The sequence below is a fragment of the Roseiarcus sp. genome (assembly GCF_049514155.1).
Lineage (GTDB): Bacteria > Pseudomonadota > Alphaproteobacteria > Rhizobiales > Beijerinckiaceae > Roseiarcus.
This window is the reverse complement of the sequence record NZ_JBEKVH010000011.1, coordinates 15,868-32,675: the sequence shown is the minus strand read 5'-3', so window position 1 is coordinate 32,675 and position 16,808 is coordinate 15,868. Positions and strand designations below refer to the sequence as shown.

The following is a 16,808-nucleotide window of genomic DNA, read 5'->3' as shown; positions in this document are numbered from 1 at the left end:
ATCTGCGTGTTTGGGCGCTTTATTCGGTGGCGACAGTCGGTTGCGGCGACGAGCGCACCGCGCTCGCGACGCCGCGGCTGGCGATCATTTGCCGGATCGCCTTGACATTGGCGCGCGCGGCGTCATCCGACATGTCCTGGCGGCTGACGTCCTCGGCCTGGGCATATTTGCCTTCGAGCGAGAGGACCAAGGCGAGATTGTTACGCACCCGAACGTCGGCGTGCGGGCTGGCGCTCGCTTCGCGCAATGTCGCCTCGGCTTGGGGCAGCTGCTTGGTCAGCGCGTAGGACAATCCGAGATTGTTGAGCAGGAAGGGTTCGCTCGGCGCGATCTTGAGCGCGTCGGCGTAGAACTTGCGCGCGCCGTCATGGTCGCCGAGTTCGTCCTCGACCGCGCCTTGCACCGACATGATCGTCCAGTCGGGCCGATCGTCTGGATAGGCCCGCGTCAGCACGTCCTTGGCCTGCGCCAATTCTCCAGAATCGGCGAGCGCCTTGCCGTATTCGCCGAGAACCTCGTAATCCTGCGGGGCGTCGACCGCCGCCGTGCGCATGACCGCCGCCGCCTCGCTGTAGCGGGTCAGCGCGCGCAAGCCCCGCGCGTAGTTGATCGAGGCGGTCTTGTCGCCGGGATTTTGGTTGTATCGCTTGCCCCATTCGTCGGTATAGGCGCGCCACTGGTCGCTGCCCGCCGGCGGCGCCTGTGCGGCCTCGACGTTCGGCGCCGCGAGGCCGCTCAGCTCGGCGCAGCCGCCCAGCGACGCCGCGGCGGCGGCGAGGGCGATGAGCGCGACCCGACTCAGCCAACCCCGGGCGGGGCTGAACCTGTACGCAACACACATGACGGAGCCCACAAGCGCGAATTTCGGTAAACAACAATAAGGCGCCCGCCCTAACGTAACTACCGCGAATACAGTATAAAATTTAGCGACGGCTTAAGATTCCGGAATTCAATTAACTTGCGAGTGGAATCGTCGGATTAACTTTTCGTTAATCTAGGCTTCGGCGAACGCTTCGCGCCCCTATCTTTGTGCGGGAGCGAGGGCGACGCGTTTTGCTTCCGGGTCGTTTTCCTTCCGCGCCTCACGTCCGCGGCGCATAGTCCGCCGGATCGAGCGTCGCCGGTCGGCCGGGGAGGGCAAGCGTCGTCGTTTGCGGCGGCGTCCGCGCGATGACTTCGCCGCGGCGGATGACGGCGAGGCGCGGCGCGCGCAGCCGCACCGCCTCGATCGGGTCGGCGGCCTGCAAAACAACCATGTCGGCGTTGCAGCCGACGGCGAGGCCGTAGCCGTCGAGACCGAGGATGCGCGCCGGGATCTCGGTCACGGCGTCGAAGCTCCAGCGGATCGCTTCGCGGCTGGTCATCGGCGCGGCGTGAACGGCCATGTGGGCGACATCGAGCATGTCGGCGCCGCCGAGCCCGTACCACGGGTCCATCACGCAATCCTGGCCGAGCGCCACCGCGACGCCGAGCGCGCGCATTTCGGCGATGCGGGTCAGGCCGCGCCGGCGCGGATACGTATCGTGCCGGCCTTGCAGGGTAATGTTGATCAGCGGATTGGCGATGGCGTTGATCCCCGATTCGGCGATCAGCGGCAGCAGCTTCGACACGTAGTAATTGTCCATCGAATGCATCGACGTCAGGTGCGAGCCGGTGGCGCGCGCGCCGAGGCCGAGACGCCTGGCCTCATAGGCGAGCGTTTCGACGTGGCGCGACAGCGGGTCGTCGCTCTCGTCGCAATGCAGGTCGACCATCAGCCCGCGCTCGGCGGCGATCTCGCACAGAGCCTTCACCGAAGCCGCGCCGTCGGCCATCGTGCGCTCGAAATGCGGGATGCCGCCGACTACGTCGACCCCGAGGTCGAGCGCGCGCTTCAAATTGGCGGCGGCGGTCGGTGAGCGGAAATAGCCGTCCTGCGGAAACGCGACGAGCTGCAGATCGAGGTAGGGCGCGACCTTCTTCCTCACCTCAATAAGCGCCTCGACCGCCAGCAGCCGGTCGTCGCAGACGTCGACGTGCGAGCGCACCGCCAGCAGACCCTGGGCGACGGCGAGGTCGCAATAGCGCAGCGCGCGCTCGATCACCGCCTCATGGGTCAAGAGCGGCTTCAGCTCGCCCCAAAGTGCGATGCCCTCGAGCAGGGTGCCCGACTGGTTGAGCCGCGGCAGGCCGAGCGACAGCGTCGCGTCCATGTGGAAATGGCTGTCGATAAACGGCGGCGCGACCAGCCGCCCTTCGGCCTCGACGACGACGCGCGCCTCGGCGGCGATGGCGGGCGCGATCGCGACGATGCGGCCGTCGCGCGCGGCGATGTCGATGCCGCGGCGGCCGTCGGGCAGGTTCGCGTCGCGGACGATCAGGTCGAAGGTCATTTGGCCCCCCTTATGTCGGCCCCCGCCGCTCAGCTATGCAAGCCCGGCGCCTCGTGGCCGGTGCGCGCCACGTATTCCGTGTAGCCGCCGCCGTATTGATGGACCCGCTCGGGCGTCAGCTCCAGCACGCGGTTGGACAGCGCGGCGAGGAAGCGCCGGTCGTGCGAGACGAACAGCATCGCGCCCTCGTATTGCGACAGCGCTGTAATCAGCATTTCCTTCGTCATCAGATCGAGGTGGTTGGTCGGCTCGTCGAGCACGAGGAAATTCGGCGGATCGTAAAGCATCTTCGCCATGACCAGCCGCGCCTTCTCGCCGCCCGACAGCACCCGGCACTTCTTCTCGATGTCGTCGCCGGAAAATCCGAAACAGCCGGCGAGCGAACGCAGCGAACCCTGTCCGGCCCGCGGGAAGGCGTCCTCCAGCGACTGGAAAACGCTGCGGTCGCCGTCGAGCAGATCCATCGCGTGCTGGGCGAAATAGCCCATCTTCACGCTGGCGCCGATGGCGACGTCGCCTCCGTCCGGCTGCGCCGCGCCCGCGACCAGTTTCAGCAGCGTCGACTTGCCGGCGCCGTTGACCCCCAGCACCGCCCAGCGCTCGCGGCGGCGCACCTGGAAGTCCAGTCTCTCGTAAATGCTGCGCGCGCCATAACCTTTGTCGACGCGCTTGAGCGTCGCGACGTCGTCGCCGGAGCGCGGCGCGGGTGGAAATTCGAACAGGATCGCCTGGCGGCGTCGGGGCGGCTCGACGCGCTCGATCTTATCCAGTTTCTTGACGCGACTCTGGACTTGCGCGGCATGCGAGGCGCGCGCCTTGAAGCGCTCGATGAACTTGATTTCCTTGGCCAGCATCGCCTGCTGGCGGTCGAACTGGGCTTGTTGCTGCTTTTCGTTCTGCGCGCGCTGCTGTTCGTAGAACTCGTAATCGCCGGAAAACGTGGTCAACGCGCCGCCGTCGATTTCCACCACTTTGGTGACGACGCGGTTCATGAACGCGCGGTCGTGCGAGGTCATCAGCAGCGCCCCCTCATAACCCTTGAGGAAGGCCTCCAGCCAGATCAGGCTCTCGAGATCGAGATGGTTGCTCGGTTCGTCGAGCAGCATGGCGTCGGGGCGCATCAGCAGAATGCGGGCGAGCGCCACCCGCATCTTCCAACCGCCGGAGAGCGCGCCGACGTCGCCCTCGATCATTTCCTCGCTGAAGCTCAGTCCGGCCAGCACTTCGCGCGCCTTGGCCTCGAGCGCATAGCCGCCGAGGTCCTCGAACCGGCCCTGCGCCTCGCCGTAGCGTTCGACGATCGCTTCGAGGTCGTCGGCCTGGTCGGGGTCGGCCATCGCCGTTTCCAGTTCGCTGAGCTCGGCGGCGACGCCGCTGACCGGGCCGGCGCCGTCCATCACTTCGGCGACGGCGCTGCGGCCCGCCATTTCGCCGACGTCCTGGCTGAAATAGCCGATGGTGACGCCACGATCGACCGACACCTGGCCCTCGTCGGGAGCCTCCTGTCCGACGATCATGCGAAAGAGAGTCGTCTTGCCAGCGCCGTTGGGTCCGACCAGACCGACCTTCTCCCCCTTCCACAGCGCCGCCGAGGCCTCGACGAAGAGGAGGTGATGGCCGTTCTGTTTGCTGATGGCTTCAAGACGAATCATGCGCGCGCGGAACCTCAGAAACGTGTTTCGCTGTTAAGTGATGTTGCGTGGCCGAGGAAGGCGGGGCCGAGCCGGGACGCTAATCTTCGAACCGCTCGCTCGTTCCTTGCGCGCCGCGCGGCGCGATCGACGCGTCGGGCGTCTGCGCCGGCAGAACGGAATCGTGGAAACGGTTGACGATCGGATAGCGCCGGTCGCGGCCGAAGTTCTTCGAGCCGACCTTGACCCCCGGCGCCGACTGGCGGCGCTTGTATTCGGCGAGATAGAGCAGCCCCTCGATCCGGCGCACCGTCTCGGGGTCGAAGCCCTCGGCGACGATGTCGGAGAGCCGCATCTCCTTTTCCACCAGGCGATAGAGGATCGCGTCGAGGGTCGGATAGGGCGGCAGCGAGTCCTGGTCTTTCTGGTTCTCGCGCAGCTCGGCGGTCGGCGGGCGGGCGATGATCTCGGGCGGAATGACGATTCCTGCGGGCCCCTTGGCGCCGACCGGCTTCCAGCGGTTGCGCAATTCGGCGAGGCGAAAGACTTCGGTCTTGTAGACGTCCTTGATCGGATTGAAGCCGCCGTTCATGTCGCCGTAGAGCGTCGCGTAGCCGACCGACATTTCCGACTTGTTGCCGGTGGTGACGACCATCGCGCCGAACTTGTTGGAGATCGACATCAGAATCAGGCCGCGAGCGCGGCTCTGGATGTTCTCTTCGGCGACGCCGCGCGGCCGGCCGGCGAACATCGGCGCGAGGGCATGTTCGACGCCCTCGACCGGTTCGGCGATCGGCACGACGTCGTAACGGATCCCCAGCGCCTTGGCGCAGGCGGCGGCGTCGCGCAGCGACTGCTCGGCGGTGAAGCGATAGGGCAGCATCACCGCATGCACGCGCTCCGGCCCGATTGCGTCGACCGCCATCGCCGCGCACAAAGCCGAGTCGATGCCGCCGGAAAGTCCGAGCACGATTCCGGGGAAGCGATTGTCGTTGACATAGTCGCGTAAGCCCAGGACGCAGGCCGCGTAGTCGCCCTCATCGCCCTGTTCGACCGGTTCGCGCGGCCCCTCGACGCAGCGCCAGCCGTGTTCGCCGCGCTCCCACACTGTGCGCGCGACCACGGGTCGGAAGGCGGGAAGCTGGGCGGCGAGCGAACCGTCGGAATTGACGACGAACGAGGCGCCCTCGAAGACGAGCTCATCCTGGCCGCCGACCTGGTTGAGATAGACGAGCGGCAGCCCGCTTTCGGCGACGCGCGCCTTGGCGATCCCCAGCCGGATTCCGAGCTTGTCGCGCTCGTAGGGCGAGGCGTTGGGCGCAAGCACGATCTCGCCGCCGGTCTCGACGATGCATTCGATCGGATCCGGCGTCCAGATGTCCTCGCAGATCGGCACGCCGATGCGCACGCCGGAGAAGACCAGCGGGCCGGGGTCGGGCCCCGGACGGAACACCCGCTTCTCGTCGAACACGCCGTAGTTGGGCAGGTCGACCTTGAACCGCACCGATTCGATCCGTCCGCCGGCGAGCAGCGCTGCGGAATTGTAGAGCGCGCCGCTCTCCACCCACGGCAGGCCGACCAGCACCGCCGGGCCGCCGTCGGCGGTCTCGCGCGCCATTCGTTCGCAGGCGCGCCGGCACGCCTCCTGGAACGCCGGCTTGAGCACGAGGTCTTCCGGCGGATAGCCGGAGAGATAGAGCTCCGGCGCCATGACGAGATCGGCGCCGAAGGCGGCGGCTTCGGCGCGCGCTTCCCGCAGCCGCTTCAGATTGCCGTCGATGTCGCCGACGATCGAGGGAATCTGCGCGAGCGCGATGACGAGGCGATTGGCGGGAGCAGGCATGGCTGCATTTTGCGGCGCCACGGCGCGCGGCGCAAACCCCTTCCCCCGTTCGGGGGAAGGTGGCGTTGCGAAGCAACGCCGGATGAGGGGTCGCGCCGCAAGGCGCGACGCATCTGCTTCGCGCTGAAGTGTTGTCCCCTCACCCCTGCCTCTGCCCCTCCGGGAGAGGGGTCACTCCGCCGCCTGGACCGGCCGCGCCGGCGCGGCGAGGCGCTCGGTCTTGAGCAGCTCGGCGACCAGGAAAGCGATCTCGATCGCCTGCTCGGCGTTGAGCCGCGGGTCGCAATAGGTGTGGTAGCGGTTGCGCAGATCGCCTTCGGAGATCGCGCGCGCGCCGCCGGTGCATTCGGTGACGTTCTTGCCCGTCATCTCGAGATGGACGCCGCCCGAATAAACCGATTCGCCCCGGCAGATAGCGAAGAACGAGCGGATCTCGGCGGCGATGCGCTCGGTCGGCCGCGTCTTGTAGCCGCTCGCGGTCTTGATCGTGTTGCCGTGCATCGGGTCGCAGACCCACAGGACGCGCCGGCCCTCGCGCTGGACGGCGCGAACCAGAGGCGGCAGCGACGCCTCGACCTTGTCGGCGCCGAAGCGGCAGATCAGCGACAGCCGCCCCGGCTCCGCGTCGGGATCGAGCGCGTCGATCAGGCGGATGAGGTCGTCGGGCTGGATCGACGGGCCGCATTTGAGGCCGATCGGGTTCTTCACCCCGCGGCAATATTCGACATGGGCGCCGCCGAGCGCGCGGGTGCGGTCGCCGATCCACACCATGTGGCCCGAGGTCGCGTAATAATCGCCCGAAGTCGAGTCGAGCCGGGTCATCGCCTGCTCGTAGCCGAGCAGCAGCGCCTCGTGCGAGGTGTAGAACTCGGTCGCGCGCAGCTCGGGACTGGCCTCCGGATTGAGGCCGATCGCCCGCATGAAGGCGAGCGTCTCGGTGATGCGATCGGCGAGCTCCTGGTAGCGCTCGGAGAACGGGCTGTCCTTGACGAAGCCGAGCATCCAGCGATGGACGTTCTCGAGATTGGCGTAGCCGCCGGTGGCGAAGGCGCGCAGCAGGTTGAGCGTCGCCGCCGACTGGCGAAAGGCCTCGAGCTGTCGGCGCGGGTCGGGCTCGCGCGCTTCCGCCGTGAACTCGATGTCGTTGACGATATCGCCGCGATAGGCGGGCAGCGTCACCCCGTCCTTGGTCTCGACGTCGGACGAGCGCGGCTTGGCGAACTGGCCGGCGATGCGCCCGACCTTGACCACCGGCGAGGCGGCGGCGAAGGTCAGCACCACCGCCATCTGCAGGAAGACGCGGAAGAAGTCGCGGATGTTGTCGGCCGAATGCTCGCCGAAGCTCTCGGCGCAGTCGCCGCCCTGCAGCAGGAAGGCTTCGCCCGCCTGCGCCTTGCCGAGCAGGCTCTTCAGCTTGCGCGCTTCGCCGGCGAAGACCAGCGGCGGATATCCGGCGAGTTGGCGCTCGACCTCGGCGAGCGCGGCGGCGTCGGCGTAGACCGGCGACTGCTCGACCAGCTTCGCTCTCCAGCTATCGGGTGTCCAGCGGCTCTGGGCCATGGGGAAACGCCTCGACGGATCCACTCTCGCTTGCGGACCGGCCGAAAACCGGCGCCCGCGGGCGCGTCTATACAGGAAGGCGGATCGTAAGGCGATATGGCGCCGGCGGGCGGGTCAGCCGACCGCCTCGCCCCCGCCGACGCTGAGGTCGACCATGATCTCGGCGGCGAGCCGCTCGAGCGTCTTGCGCAGTTCGTCGACGGCGAGGCCGTCGGGCAGGCGAATGCGCAAGTTGGCGCGGAACACCTCTGCCCCGGTGAACGGTTCTCCCTCGACGCCGCTCACGAATTCCTCGATGTTGACGCCGAGGCGGGTCAGCGCCTGGGTGACGTCGCGCACGATGCCCGGCCGTTCATGGCCGACGAGCGAGAGCGCAATCAGCCGCTCGCTCGGCGCAGCGGCGGCCGGGACGCTCGGCGAAATCGTCACCCTGAGGCCGGCGGTCTCGAGCCCGGCGAGCGTTGCAGCGAGCGCCTCGAACTTCTCCTCGGGCGCGGCGACCAGCACGATTCCGGCGAATTCGCCGGCGAGACGGGCGAGGCGGCTCTCGAGCCAGGTCCCGCCCGCGCTGGCGACGCGCTCCGCGATCGCGTTGACCAGCCCCGGCCGGTCGCGGCCGACGAACGTGAGCACCAGCGGCGTCGTCATCTCGTGTCCTCCCGCGCGCGCCTAGAGTATGAACCGGCTCAGGTCGGCGTTGTCGGCGAGGTCGCCGACATGCGCTTCGACGAAGGCGCCGTCGATGGCGATATGCTCGCCGGAGCGGTCGGGCGCGGTGAAGCTGACGTCGTCGAGCACGCGCTCCATCACCGTCTGCAGCCGCCGCGCGCCGATGTTCTCGACGCTGGCGTTGACCTGCGCGGCGATGCGGGCGATCGCCGCGATCGCGTCGTCGGAGAAGCTCAAGCTCACCCCCTCGGCCGCCATCAGCGCCACATATTGCTTGATCAGGCTCGCCTCGGTCTCGGTGAGGATGCGCTTGAAATCATCTTCGGTCAGCGAAGCGAGCTCGACCCGGATCGGCAGGCGGCCCTGAAGCTCAGGCAGCAGGTCGCTCGGCCGCGAGATGTGGAAGGCGCCGGAAGCGATGAACAGGATGTGGTCGGTCTTGACCGAGCCGTGCTTGGTCGCCACCGTCGTGCCTTCGATCAGCGGCAACAGGTCGCGCTGCACCCCCTCGCGCGACACGTCGGCGCCGCCGCGCCCGTCGCGGGCGCAGATCTTGTCGATCTCGTCGAGGAAGACGATGCCGTTGCTCTCGACTTCGCCGATCGCCTCGCGCACCACCTGGTCCTGGTCAAGCATCTTCTCCGCTTCGGCGGACACCAACGGCTCGTGCGCGTCGACGACCGTCATGCGCTTCGGCTTGGTGCGCTGACCGAAACCCTTGCCGAAAATGTCGCCGAGGTTGATCGCGCCGACCGAAGCGCCGGGCATGTTGGGCAGCTCGAACATCGGCATGCCGCCGCCGCTCTGCGGCAGCTCGATGTCGACTTCCTTGTCGTCGAGTTCGCCGGCGCGCAGCTTGCGGCGGAACGCGTCGCGCGTCCCGGCCGAAGCGCTGACGCCGACCAAAGCGTCGAGCATGCGCTCCTCGGCGGCGAGCTCCGCCTTGGCCTCGATGTCCTTGCGCTTCTTCTGCTTGACCTGCGTGATCGCCGTTTCGACCAGGTCGCGCACGATCTGCTCGACATCGCGGCCGACATAGCCGACCTCGGTGAATTTGGTCGCCTCGACCTTGAGGAAGGGCGCGCCCGCGAGCCGCGCCAGGCGGCGCGCGATCTCGGTCTTGCCGCAGCCGGTCGGGCCGATCATCAGGATGTTCTTCGGCATCACCTCCTCGCGCATCGGCGAGGTGAGCCGCAGCCGGCGCCAGCGGTTGCGCAAAGCGATGGCGACCGCGCGCTTGGCCGCGTGCTGGCCGACGATGAAGCGATCGAGCTCGGAGACGATCTCGCGCGGCGAGAACTCGGTCATGTGGTCACAGGCTTTCCAGAACGAGATTGGAATTGGTATAGACGCAGATCGTAGCGGCGATCGCCATCGCGCGGCGCACGATCGCCTCGGCGTCGAATTCGGTCGGCAGCAGCGCCCGCGCCGCGGCGAGCGCATAATTGCCGCCTGAGCCGATCGCGGTCGCCGAGCCATGCTCGTCGGCTTCCGGTTCGAGCACGTCGCCCGAGCCGGTCAGCACGAAGCCGGATGACTTGTCGGCGACGAGCAGCATCGCCTCGAGGCGGCGCAGATAGCGGTCGGTGCGCCAGTCCTTGCCGAGCTCGACGCAGGCGCGCGGCAATTGGCCGGGAAACTGCTCGATCTTCTTTTCCAGCCGCTCGAACAGGGTCAGAGCGTCGGCCGTCGAGCCGGCAAAGCCGGCGACGACCTCGCCCTTGGCGAGGCGGCGCACCTTGCGCGCATTGCCCTTCATGATCGTCTCGCCGACGCTGACCTGGCCGTCGCCGCCGATGACGACTTTGCCGCCCTTACGCACCATCAGGATGGTCGTCGCATGCCAGCCGGGCAGGCGCGTCGGGTTCGGGTCGCTCATAAATGGCCTTCTTTACTCGCGCCGTCGGCGGTCAGGGCCCCGATTTATGAGCCTGAGGCCGCCGGCGCAAGGAGGAGGCGTCAGCCGAGCGCGTCGAGCCAGATCGGATTGGTCCAGGCGCGGCGGCCGGCGGCGTCGATCGCGACGACGCGAAACCACGCGTCGGGACCCGTTTCGGTCCAGGTCTTTTTCCCCCCGCCGGCGAGATCGAAGACCGCGCGGGTCATATGGCTGCCGGGGACGTGCAGCGCGCGCGACGCGCCGGTCAACAGCGCCACCGTGTCGACTGGCGAGGTCTCGACGACGATCTCGTCGCGGCCGACGCGGACGTCGTGCAGGCGCGGCCCCTGGCTGGCATAGAAATGGCCCGCCTTCAGCGCGGCGAGTAGCGCCTCGGGATCGAGGCTTTCCGCCTTGACTTCGACGAAACCGCCGAAGGCGTCGCGCTCGCCGTGGTTGAAATGCGCGTCGTCGGTGGCGATCGCCGTCAGCCGCCGCCCGAGATTGCAGAGTCGGTCGAGCAGGTAAAAGCCGTCGCCGCGGTCGGTCTCGACCGCGCAGCCGTGATTGTAGATCTCGACTGCGTGCGCGGCGTCGAGGGCGTGTCCGTCATCTTCGGTGAGCTGCGACCACGCGGGATGGGCGATCGCGACGAAGGCGCCGGCCTTACGGGCGCGGCGCGCGAGTTCGGGCCCGGTCTCCGAGGCGCTCGGCGGCGGAAAGTCGAGCGGCAGTCCGACGGCGAGGATGTGCCACAGCTCGCCGACGCTCGTCGCCATCGCGTGCAGCTCGGCCCCGATCAACGTGGTGAAGGCGTTGGAGCGGAGGGCGCGGGTGTCGGCGATCGGCCAGCCGTAACGGTCGAGGAAATGCTCGGAAAGCTGGAGGAAGTCGTAGCCGTTGCGTTTGTAGGCGGCGACTGCCGCTTCCGGCGCGAGCCCGCCGTCGGAGAGGTTCGAATGGGTGTGCAGGTTGCCGCGCCAGAAACGTCCGGGGGTCGAGAACGGGGCGATCGAGAGCATGGGCGCGGGCGGCTCCTGTCAGCGGCGGCGGGGTCGCGAATCCTCGCCGGCGATCATGACAGCCGCGCGTCGGCCGGTCACCCCAAGGCCGTCAGCCGCTCGATCAGGAAAGCGCGCGTCGCCGGATCGAATTCGAGGCCGATCGCGCGGCGGTAGGCCTCGCGCGCCTCGTCTTTGCCCCCGGCGCGGGCGGAAAGCGCGGCGCGCGCCGCCCAATAGGACTGGTAGCCGTCGAGGCCGCCGTCGGCCGCCGCCGCCGCGAGCAGCGCCAGCCCCGCCGTTGCGCCGTGCGCCTCGGCCGCCGCCACCGCGCGGTTGACGGCGACGACCTTCGATTCGGTCAGGGCATAGAGCGCGTCGTAAAGCGCAGCGATCGCCGGCCAGTCGGTCGCGCCGCCATGAATGCGCGCGGCGTGGGCCGACTGGATCGCCGCCTCGAGCTGGAAGCGGCCAGGCGCGCGCCTGGCCCCGGCGACGGTCAGCAGCCGCTCGGCTTCCTCGATCGCCGCCGCGTTCCATCGGCTCACGTCCTGCTCGGCGAGCGGAACGTAGCGGCCGGCGGCGTCGCGGCGCGCCGCGCGTCGCGAATCGGCGTAGAGCATCAGCGCCAGCAGGCCGAACGCCTCCGGCTCGTCGAGCGCCAGCGACGCGACCAACCGGCCGAGCCAGATTGCTTCTTCGGCCAGATTGCGCCCGCGCGGATCGTCGGCGAAGGCCTGCTCCCAACCGTGGGCGAAGGCGGCGTAGATCGCCTCCAGCACCGCGCCGAGCCGCTCAGGCAGCTCGTCGCGCTCGGGGATGCGGAACGGCGCGCCGGCGAGGCGGATCTTCGCCTTGGCGCGCGACAGGCGCTGGCCCATCGCCGCCGGCGAGACGAGGAAGGCCGAGGCGATCGCCGCCGCGTCGAGACCGAGGATCGTCTGCAGCATCAGCGGCGCGCGCACGGCTTCGTCGATCGCCGGATGAGCGCAGACGAACATCAGCGCGAGGCGGCGATCGGGGATCGGCCCGGCGTCCTCGACCGCCTGCAGCTCCTCCGCCGCGAGGCGGAGCGTCTCGCTCGCTTCGTCGGCGACGCGGCCGCGCCGCGCCGCGTCGATTCTTCGCCGTCGCGCCGTCACAATCAGCCAGCCTTCAGGATTGGCGGGCACGCCGCGGCGCGGCCAATCGGCCAGCGCCGCGGCGAGCGCGTCGGAGAGCGCATCCTCGGCCGCGGCGATGTCGCGGTCGCGCGCGGCGAGAAAGGCGACGAGCTTGCCGTAGCTCTCGCGCGCGACGCGCGTCGCCGCCGCGCGGGCGGCGTCTCCGGCCTCGGGCGTTACATCGGCCAAATCGGCCGCACTTCGATCGCGCCGTCCGCGGCGCCGGGGCAACGCGCGGCCCAGCCGATCGCCGCGTCGAGATCCGCCGCCTCGATGACGTAATAGCCGCCGAGCTGCTCCTTGACCTCGGCGTAGGGGCCGTTGAGGACCGAGGTCTTGCCGTTCTTTGTCCGCACCACCGTCGCGGTCGTCGACGCCTGCAGACGCTCGCCGGCGCGCAGCACGCCGGCGTCCTTCAGCGCCTTCGTGTAGGCGCCGTAGGCGCCCATCATCTTTTCCACGTCCGCTTTCGGCATGGTGGCCAAGCGGCCTTCTTCGCCGTGGATCATCAGCAGGTATTGCATCGGCATGGCTCCTGTTCGGCGCGGCCCTGGCGCCGCGCTCACGACAAAGACGACCGGCCCCGCCGCGTTTCGACAGGCGCGACGGAAATTTTCATTGCGCGAGCTCGACCGCCATCGCCGTGCCCTCGCCGCCGCCGATGCACAAAGCGGCGACGCCGCGCTTGAGGCCGCGCGCCTTCAGCGCGGCGATGAGCGTGACCAGGATGCGCGCGCCGGAGGCGCCGATCGGATGGCCGAGCGCGCAGGCGCCGCCGTTGACGTTGACCTTGTCGGCGGGCAGGCCGAGATCGCGCATCGCCGCCATCGCCACCACCGCGAAGGCCTCGTTGATCTCGTAGAGGTCGACAGCGCCGGCGCTCCAGCCGGTCTTGTCGAACAGCCGGCGGATCGCGCCGATCGGCGCGGTGGGGAAGCCCTTCGGCTGGGCGGCGTAGGTCGCGTGGGCGACGATGCGGGCAAGCGGCGTGATCCCGCGCCGCTCGGCTTCGCTGGCGCGCGTCATCACAAGCGCCGCCGCGCCGTCGGAGATCGAGCTCGAATTGGCGGCGGTCACCGTGCCGCCGTCGCGGAACGCCGGCTTCAGCGTCAGGATCTTTTCCGGCTGGGCCTTCGGCGGCTGCTCGTCGGCGGCGACGATCGTCTCGCTCTTGCCCGCCTTGAGCGTGACCGGCGCGATCTCGGCGGCGAAGACGCCCGCGCGCATCGCGGCCTGCGCGCGCTCGAGCGAGCGCAGCGCGTAGGAATCCTGCGCCTCGCGGGTGAATTGATACGCCTCAGCGCAATCCTCGGCGAAGGTCCCCATCAGCCGGCCCTTGTCGTAGGCGTCCTCGAGCCCGTCGAGAAACATGGAATCGACGACGCGGCCGTGGCCCATGCGGTAGCCTGAGCGCGCGCGTTCGAGCAGATAGGGCGCGTTGCTCATGCTCTCCATGCCGCCGGCGACGACGATATTCGCCGAGCTGGCGGCGATAAGGTCGCAGGCGAGCATCGCCGCCTTCATGCCGGAGCCGCACATCTTGTTGACGGTGGTTGCGCCGACGCTAACCGGAAGGCCCGCGGCGAGCGCCGCCTGCCGCGCCGGCGCCTGGCCGAGGCCGGCCGCCAGCACGCAGCCCATCAGCGTCTCGTCGATCGCCTGGCCGTCGAGACCGGCGCGCGCCAGCGCGGAGCGGATCGCCGCCGCGCCGAGCGCCGGAGCAGCAGCGTCCTTCAATTCGCCGAGAAAGCCGCCGATCGGCGTGCGCGCTGCGCCAACGACGACGATCGGGTCGGAAGCGGCCATCTTCATCGTCCTCGCCTGGAGTGCAATGGAGCTTGCCCGCGCCGCGCGGCGGGATCAAGGCCCGTGCGTCACCCAGAAATCAGCGAATTGAGCAGCGTCGGAAGTTCGGGCCAGGGTCCGTAGCCCGCCGCCGCATTGATGTGGCCGGCCGGCCCGATGTCGCGGAATTCCGCGCCCCAGGCGAGTGCGAAATCGCGCGCGCGGTCGATCGCGCAAAAGGGATCATTGTGGCTGGCGACGACCAGCGTCTTCCATGGCAGCTTCTGGCGCGGGATCGGCGCCCAGCCGGCGAGCCGCAGCACCCAGGCTGGCGGGTAGCCGGGCAAAGAAATCTCCATGTCGGGCGGAGCGACCAACAGCGCGCCGACGACGTGGGAGGGCGAGGGATAGCGCGCCGCCCATTGAACGATGGTCGCAACGCCGGCGCTGTGGCCGACGAGAATCGTCGGCGCCGCGACGCGTCGGACCGTGCGGTCGAGCGCCGCGGTCCACAAGCGGCGGGTCGGCGCGTTCCAGCTCCACTGGTCGACGCGCACGGCGTTCGGGTGGGCGCGCTCGAGTAAGCTCTGCCAGTGCCCGGGGCCGGAATTGCCGTGGCCGGGCGCGATCAGCAGAACGTGCTCGTCGAGGCCCATGCCGCCCTCTTCGCTTAGATAGCCGCGGCACGTTATCAAGCGCGCCGCCGGTCCGCTATCAATCGGATGGACTCGGACGAAGGAACGGACGTGAGCGAAGCCTTTGAATTGCGGCGCGCAACCGCCGCCGACGCGGCGGCGGCGCGCGCTTTGACCCGCGAAGCCTATGCGAAATGGGTTCCCGTCATCGGCCGCGAGCCGAAGCCGATGATCGCCGACTTCGACGCCGCGATCCGCGACCATCGCGTCGACCTTCTCTGCGACGGCGAGCGCGTCGTCGCGCTGATCGAAACCGTCGCCGAGCCCGAGGCGCTGCTGATCGAGAACGTCGCGGTGTCGCCGGCCTGGCAGGGGCGCGGTCTCGGGCGGCGGCTGATGGCGCACGCCGAGCGGCTCGCGGCGGCGATGGGCTACGGCGAAATCCGGCTCTATACGAACGCCCGCTTCGTCGAGAATGTCGCGTTCTACCGGCGGCTCGGCTACGCGATCACGCGCGAGGCGCCTTATCTCGGCGGCCGGGTCGCGCACATGAGCAAGAGGCTCGGCGCGGCGTGAGGCCCCCTCATTTGCCCGGCCGCCCCGCCAGCGGGTAAACTTGCGCAATGAAGCTCAGCAAGGAAGAGATCGAACGCTATTCGCGGCAGATCGTGCTGCGCGGCGTCGGCGGGCCGGGGCAAAACAGACTCAAGGCGGCGCGCGTTTTGGCGATCGGCGCCGGCGGGCTCGGCTCGCCGGCGCTGCAATATCTCGCCGGCGCCGGCGTCGGGACTTTGGGCATCGTCGACGACGACGTCGTCTCGCTCTCCAATCTGCATCGCCAGGTGCTGCACGCGACCGCCAACGTCGGCCGCAAGAAGGTCGACAGCGCCGCGGAGGCGATCGCCCGCCTCAATCCGCATGTCGACGTGGTCAAGATCGAGCGGCGTCTCGACGAAGCCAACGCGCGCGCGCTCGTCGCCGACTGGGACGTCGTGCTCGACGGCAGCGACAATTTCGCTGCGCGCTACGCGGTTTCTGACGCCTGCTTCTTCGAAGCCAAGCCGCTGGTCACCGCCGCGATCGGTGAATACGACGGTTCGCTGACGACGCTCAAGCCTTATCAAAACGGTCCCGACGGCAAGCCCAATCCGACCTATCGCTGCCTCTTTCCCGAAGCGCCGCCGCCGGGCACGGTGCCGACGTGCTCCCAGGTTGGCGTACTCGGCGCGCTTGCCGGCGCGCTCGGCTCGCTGATGGCGCTGGAGGCGATCCGCGAAATTGTCGGCGGCTTCGGCGACGACGATCGCGGCCTGGTCGGGCGGCTGCTGATGATCGACACGCGCTCGATGCGCTTCGAGACGCTGACCTACGGCTGGGACGAGACCAACCCGCTGAACGGCGCGCAAGCGGCGTCCTTGGTCAATCCCCGTTAAGCAAGTTTGGTTGCTTTCCTCTAACCATGGCGCGAGCCCGGCGCGGCGCCCGACGCGAATCGCGCGTACATTAACCCTGTTCGCCGTTCGTCGCCGCGCGGGGAGTTCGTCATGCGTCGCGTTATTGCTTTGCCTGTCGCCGCTTGCCTCGCCGTTTCCGCCCTCGCGCTCTCGGCCGGCGCCGCCGCCGCGGCCAATGGCGAGCTTGGCGGCGGTTTCATCGAACTCCTGCTGACCGGTTCGACCGGACCGACCCAGTTCGCCGCGCGCCCGGCCATGTCCTCGCCGATCGAACCGGTCCTGGCGCCGGAGCAAACGGCGGCGCCTGAGCCTGCGCCGCAGGTCGCGGCGCTGACGCCGAGCGAGCCAGAGTCGGAGCCGGCCGCAGAGTACCGTCGCCAGGAGGTCGATTATTCCGGCCGCGAGGCGCCCGGCACGATCGTCATCGACACGCCGCAGAAGTTCCTGTTCCTGGTCGAGCCGGGCGGACGCGCGATCCGCTACGGCGTCGGCGTCGGTCGGCCCGGCTTCGAGTGGTCGGGGGTCAAGACGATCACCCGCAAGGCCGAATGGCCGGGCTGGACGCCGCCGTCGCAGATGATACTGCGCCGGCCCGACCTGCCCGCCCATATGGACGGCGGGCCCGACAACCCGCTCGGCGCGCGCGCGCTCTATCTCGGCTCGTCGCTCTACCGCATTCACGGCACCAACGAGCCGGAGACAATCGGCCACGACGTCTCTTCCGGCTGCATCCGGATGATGAACGAGGATGTGATTGACCTCTACAACCGCGTGCGGGTCGGCACGACGGTCATCGTCATCTGAAGGCGCCGGCTC

General features: G+C 69.0%; 16 protein-coding genes. 3 read left to right on the top strand and 13 right to left on the bottom strand.

What is annotated here, in order from left to right; all coding sequences use genetic code 11:
- Positions 1–19 precede the first annotated feature (19 nt).
- The 13 genes from ABSF49_RS02910 to ABSF49_RS02850 form a co-directional block, all read right to left on the bottom strand.
- On the bottom strand, positions 20–841 hold the full coding sequence (locus tag ABSF49_RS02910) for a tetratricopeptide repeat protein (protein WP_424111128.1): 822 nt from the start codon (positions 839–841) through the stop codon (positions 20–22).
- 241 nt (positions 842–1,082) lie between these two features.
- A complete protein-coding gene (locus tag ABSF49_RS02905; RefSeq protein ID WP_424111127.1) occupies positions 1,083–2,372 on the bottom strand; it encodes an amidohydrolase family protein in 1,290 nt (429 codons plus the stop codon).
- Between the two features lie 29 nt (positions 2,373–2,401).
- Positions 2,402–4,024, bottom strand: coding sequence for an ABC-F family ATP-binding cassette domain-containing protein (locus ABSF49_RS02900; protein WP_424111126.1), 1,623 nt, complete (start codon positions 4,022–4,024; stop codon positions 2,402–2,404).
- Positions 4,025–4,103: 79 nt separating this feature from the next.
- Positions 4,104–5,846 carry an NAD+ synthase gene (locus tag ABSF49_RS02895; protein WP_424111125.1) on the bottom strand — a complete coding sequence of 581 codons (1,743 nt, stop codon included), beginning with the start codon at positions 5,844–5,846 and terminating at the stop codon, positions 4,104–4,106.
- A gap of 171 nt (positions 5,847–6,017) precedes the next feature.
- A complete protein-coding gene (locus ABSF49_RS02890) occupies positions 6,018–7,406 on the bottom strand; it encodes a class II 3-deoxy-7-phosphoheptulonate synthase (protein ID WP_424111124.1) in 1,389 nt (462 codons plus the stop codon).
- 114 nt (positions 7,407–7,520) lie between these two features.
- Positions 7,521–8,054 (bottom strand): glycine cleavage system transcriptional repressor, encoded by a 534-nt coding sequence (locus tag ABSF49_RS02885; protein WP_424111123.1) that lies wholly within the window; start codon positions 8,052–8,054, stop codon positions 7,521–7,523.
- A 21-nt stretch (positions 8,055–8,075) separates the two neighbouring features.
- A complete protein-coding gene (hslU, locus tag ABSF49_RS02880) occupies positions 8,076–9,383 on the bottom strand; it encodes an ATP-dependent protease ATPase subunit HslU (protein ID WP_424111122.1) in 1,308 nt (435 codons plus the stop codon).
- 4 nt (positions 9,384–9,387) lie between these two features.
- The gene (gene hslV / locus ABSF49_RS02875) at positions 9,388–9,954 is read right to left on the bottom strand and encodes an ATP-dependent protease subunit HslV (protein ID WP_424111121.1); all 567 of its coding nucleotides are present in this window, start codon (positions 9,952–9,954) and stop codon (positions 9,388–9,390) included.
- Between the two features lie 80 nt (positions 9,955–10,034).
- The gene (locus tag ABSF49_RS02870) at positions 10,035–10,976 is read right to left on the bottom strand and encodes a CehA/McbA family metallohydrolase (protein WP_424111120.1); all 942 of its coding nucleotides are present in this window, start codon (positions 10,974–10,976) and stop codon (positions 10,035–10,037) included.
- Between the two features lie 77 nt (positions 10,977–11,053).
- A complete protein-coding gene (locus ABSF49_RS02865) occupies positions 11,054–12,307 on the bottom strand; it encodes an RNA polymerase sigma factor (protein WP_424111119.1) in 1,254 nt (417 codons plus the stop codon).
- Positions 12,295–12,642 carry a YciI family protein gene (locus ABSF49_RS02860; RefSeq protein WP_424111118.1) on the bottom strand — a complete coding sequence of 116 codons (348 nt, stop codon included), beginning with the start codon at positions 12,640–12,642 and terminating at the stop codon, positions 12,295–12,297. Before ABSF49_RS02860 ends, ABSF49_RS02865 begins: the two co-directional genes overlap by 13 nt.
- A 91-nt stretch (positions 12,643–12,733) precedes the next feature.
- Positions 12,734–13,924: an acetyl-CoA C-acyltransferase gene (locus ABSF49_RS02855; RefSeq protein ID WP_424111117.1), complete on the bottom strand. Its 1,191-nt coding sequence runs from the start codon at positions 13,922–13,924 to the stop codon at positions 12,734–12,736.
- A gap of 68 nt (positions 13,925–13,992) precedes the next feature.
- The gene (locus ABSF49_RS02850; protein ID WP_424111116.1) at positions 13,993–14,598 is read right to left on the bottom strand and encodes an RBBP9/YdeN family alpha/beta hydrolase; all 606 of its coding nucleotides are present in this window, start codon (positions 14,596–14,598) and stop codon (positions 13,993–13,995) included.
- 51 nt (positions 14,599–14,649) lie between these two features.
- Between ABSF49_RS02850 and ABSF49_RS02845 the strand changes: the two genes are divergently transcribed.
- From ABSF49_RS02845 to ABSF49_RS02835, 3 genes are all read left to right on the top strand, one after another.
- A complete protein-coding gene (locus tag ABSF49_RS02845; RefSeq protein ID WP_424111115.1) occupies positions 14,650–15,114 on the top strand; it encodes a GNAT family N-acetyltransferase in 465 nt (154 codons plus the stop codon).
- A 47-nt stretch (positions 15,115–15,161) separates the two neighbouring features.
- Positions 15,162–15,971 carry a HesA/MoeB/ThiF family protein gene (locus ABSF49_RS02840; protein ID WP_424111114.1) on the top strand — a complete coding sequence of 270 codons (810 nt, stop codon included), beginning with the start codon at positions 15,162–15,164 and terminating at the stop codon, positions 15,969–15,971.
- Positions 15,972–16,082: 111 nt separating this feature from the next.
- Positions 16,083–16,796 carry a L,D-transpeptidase gene (locus tag ABSF49_RS02835; protein ID WP_424111113.1) on the top strand — a complete coding sequence of 238 codons (714 nt, stop codon included), beginning with the start codon at positions 16,083–16,085 and terminating at the stop codon, positions 16,794–16,796.
- Positions 16,797–16,808: the final 12 nt, after the last annotated feature.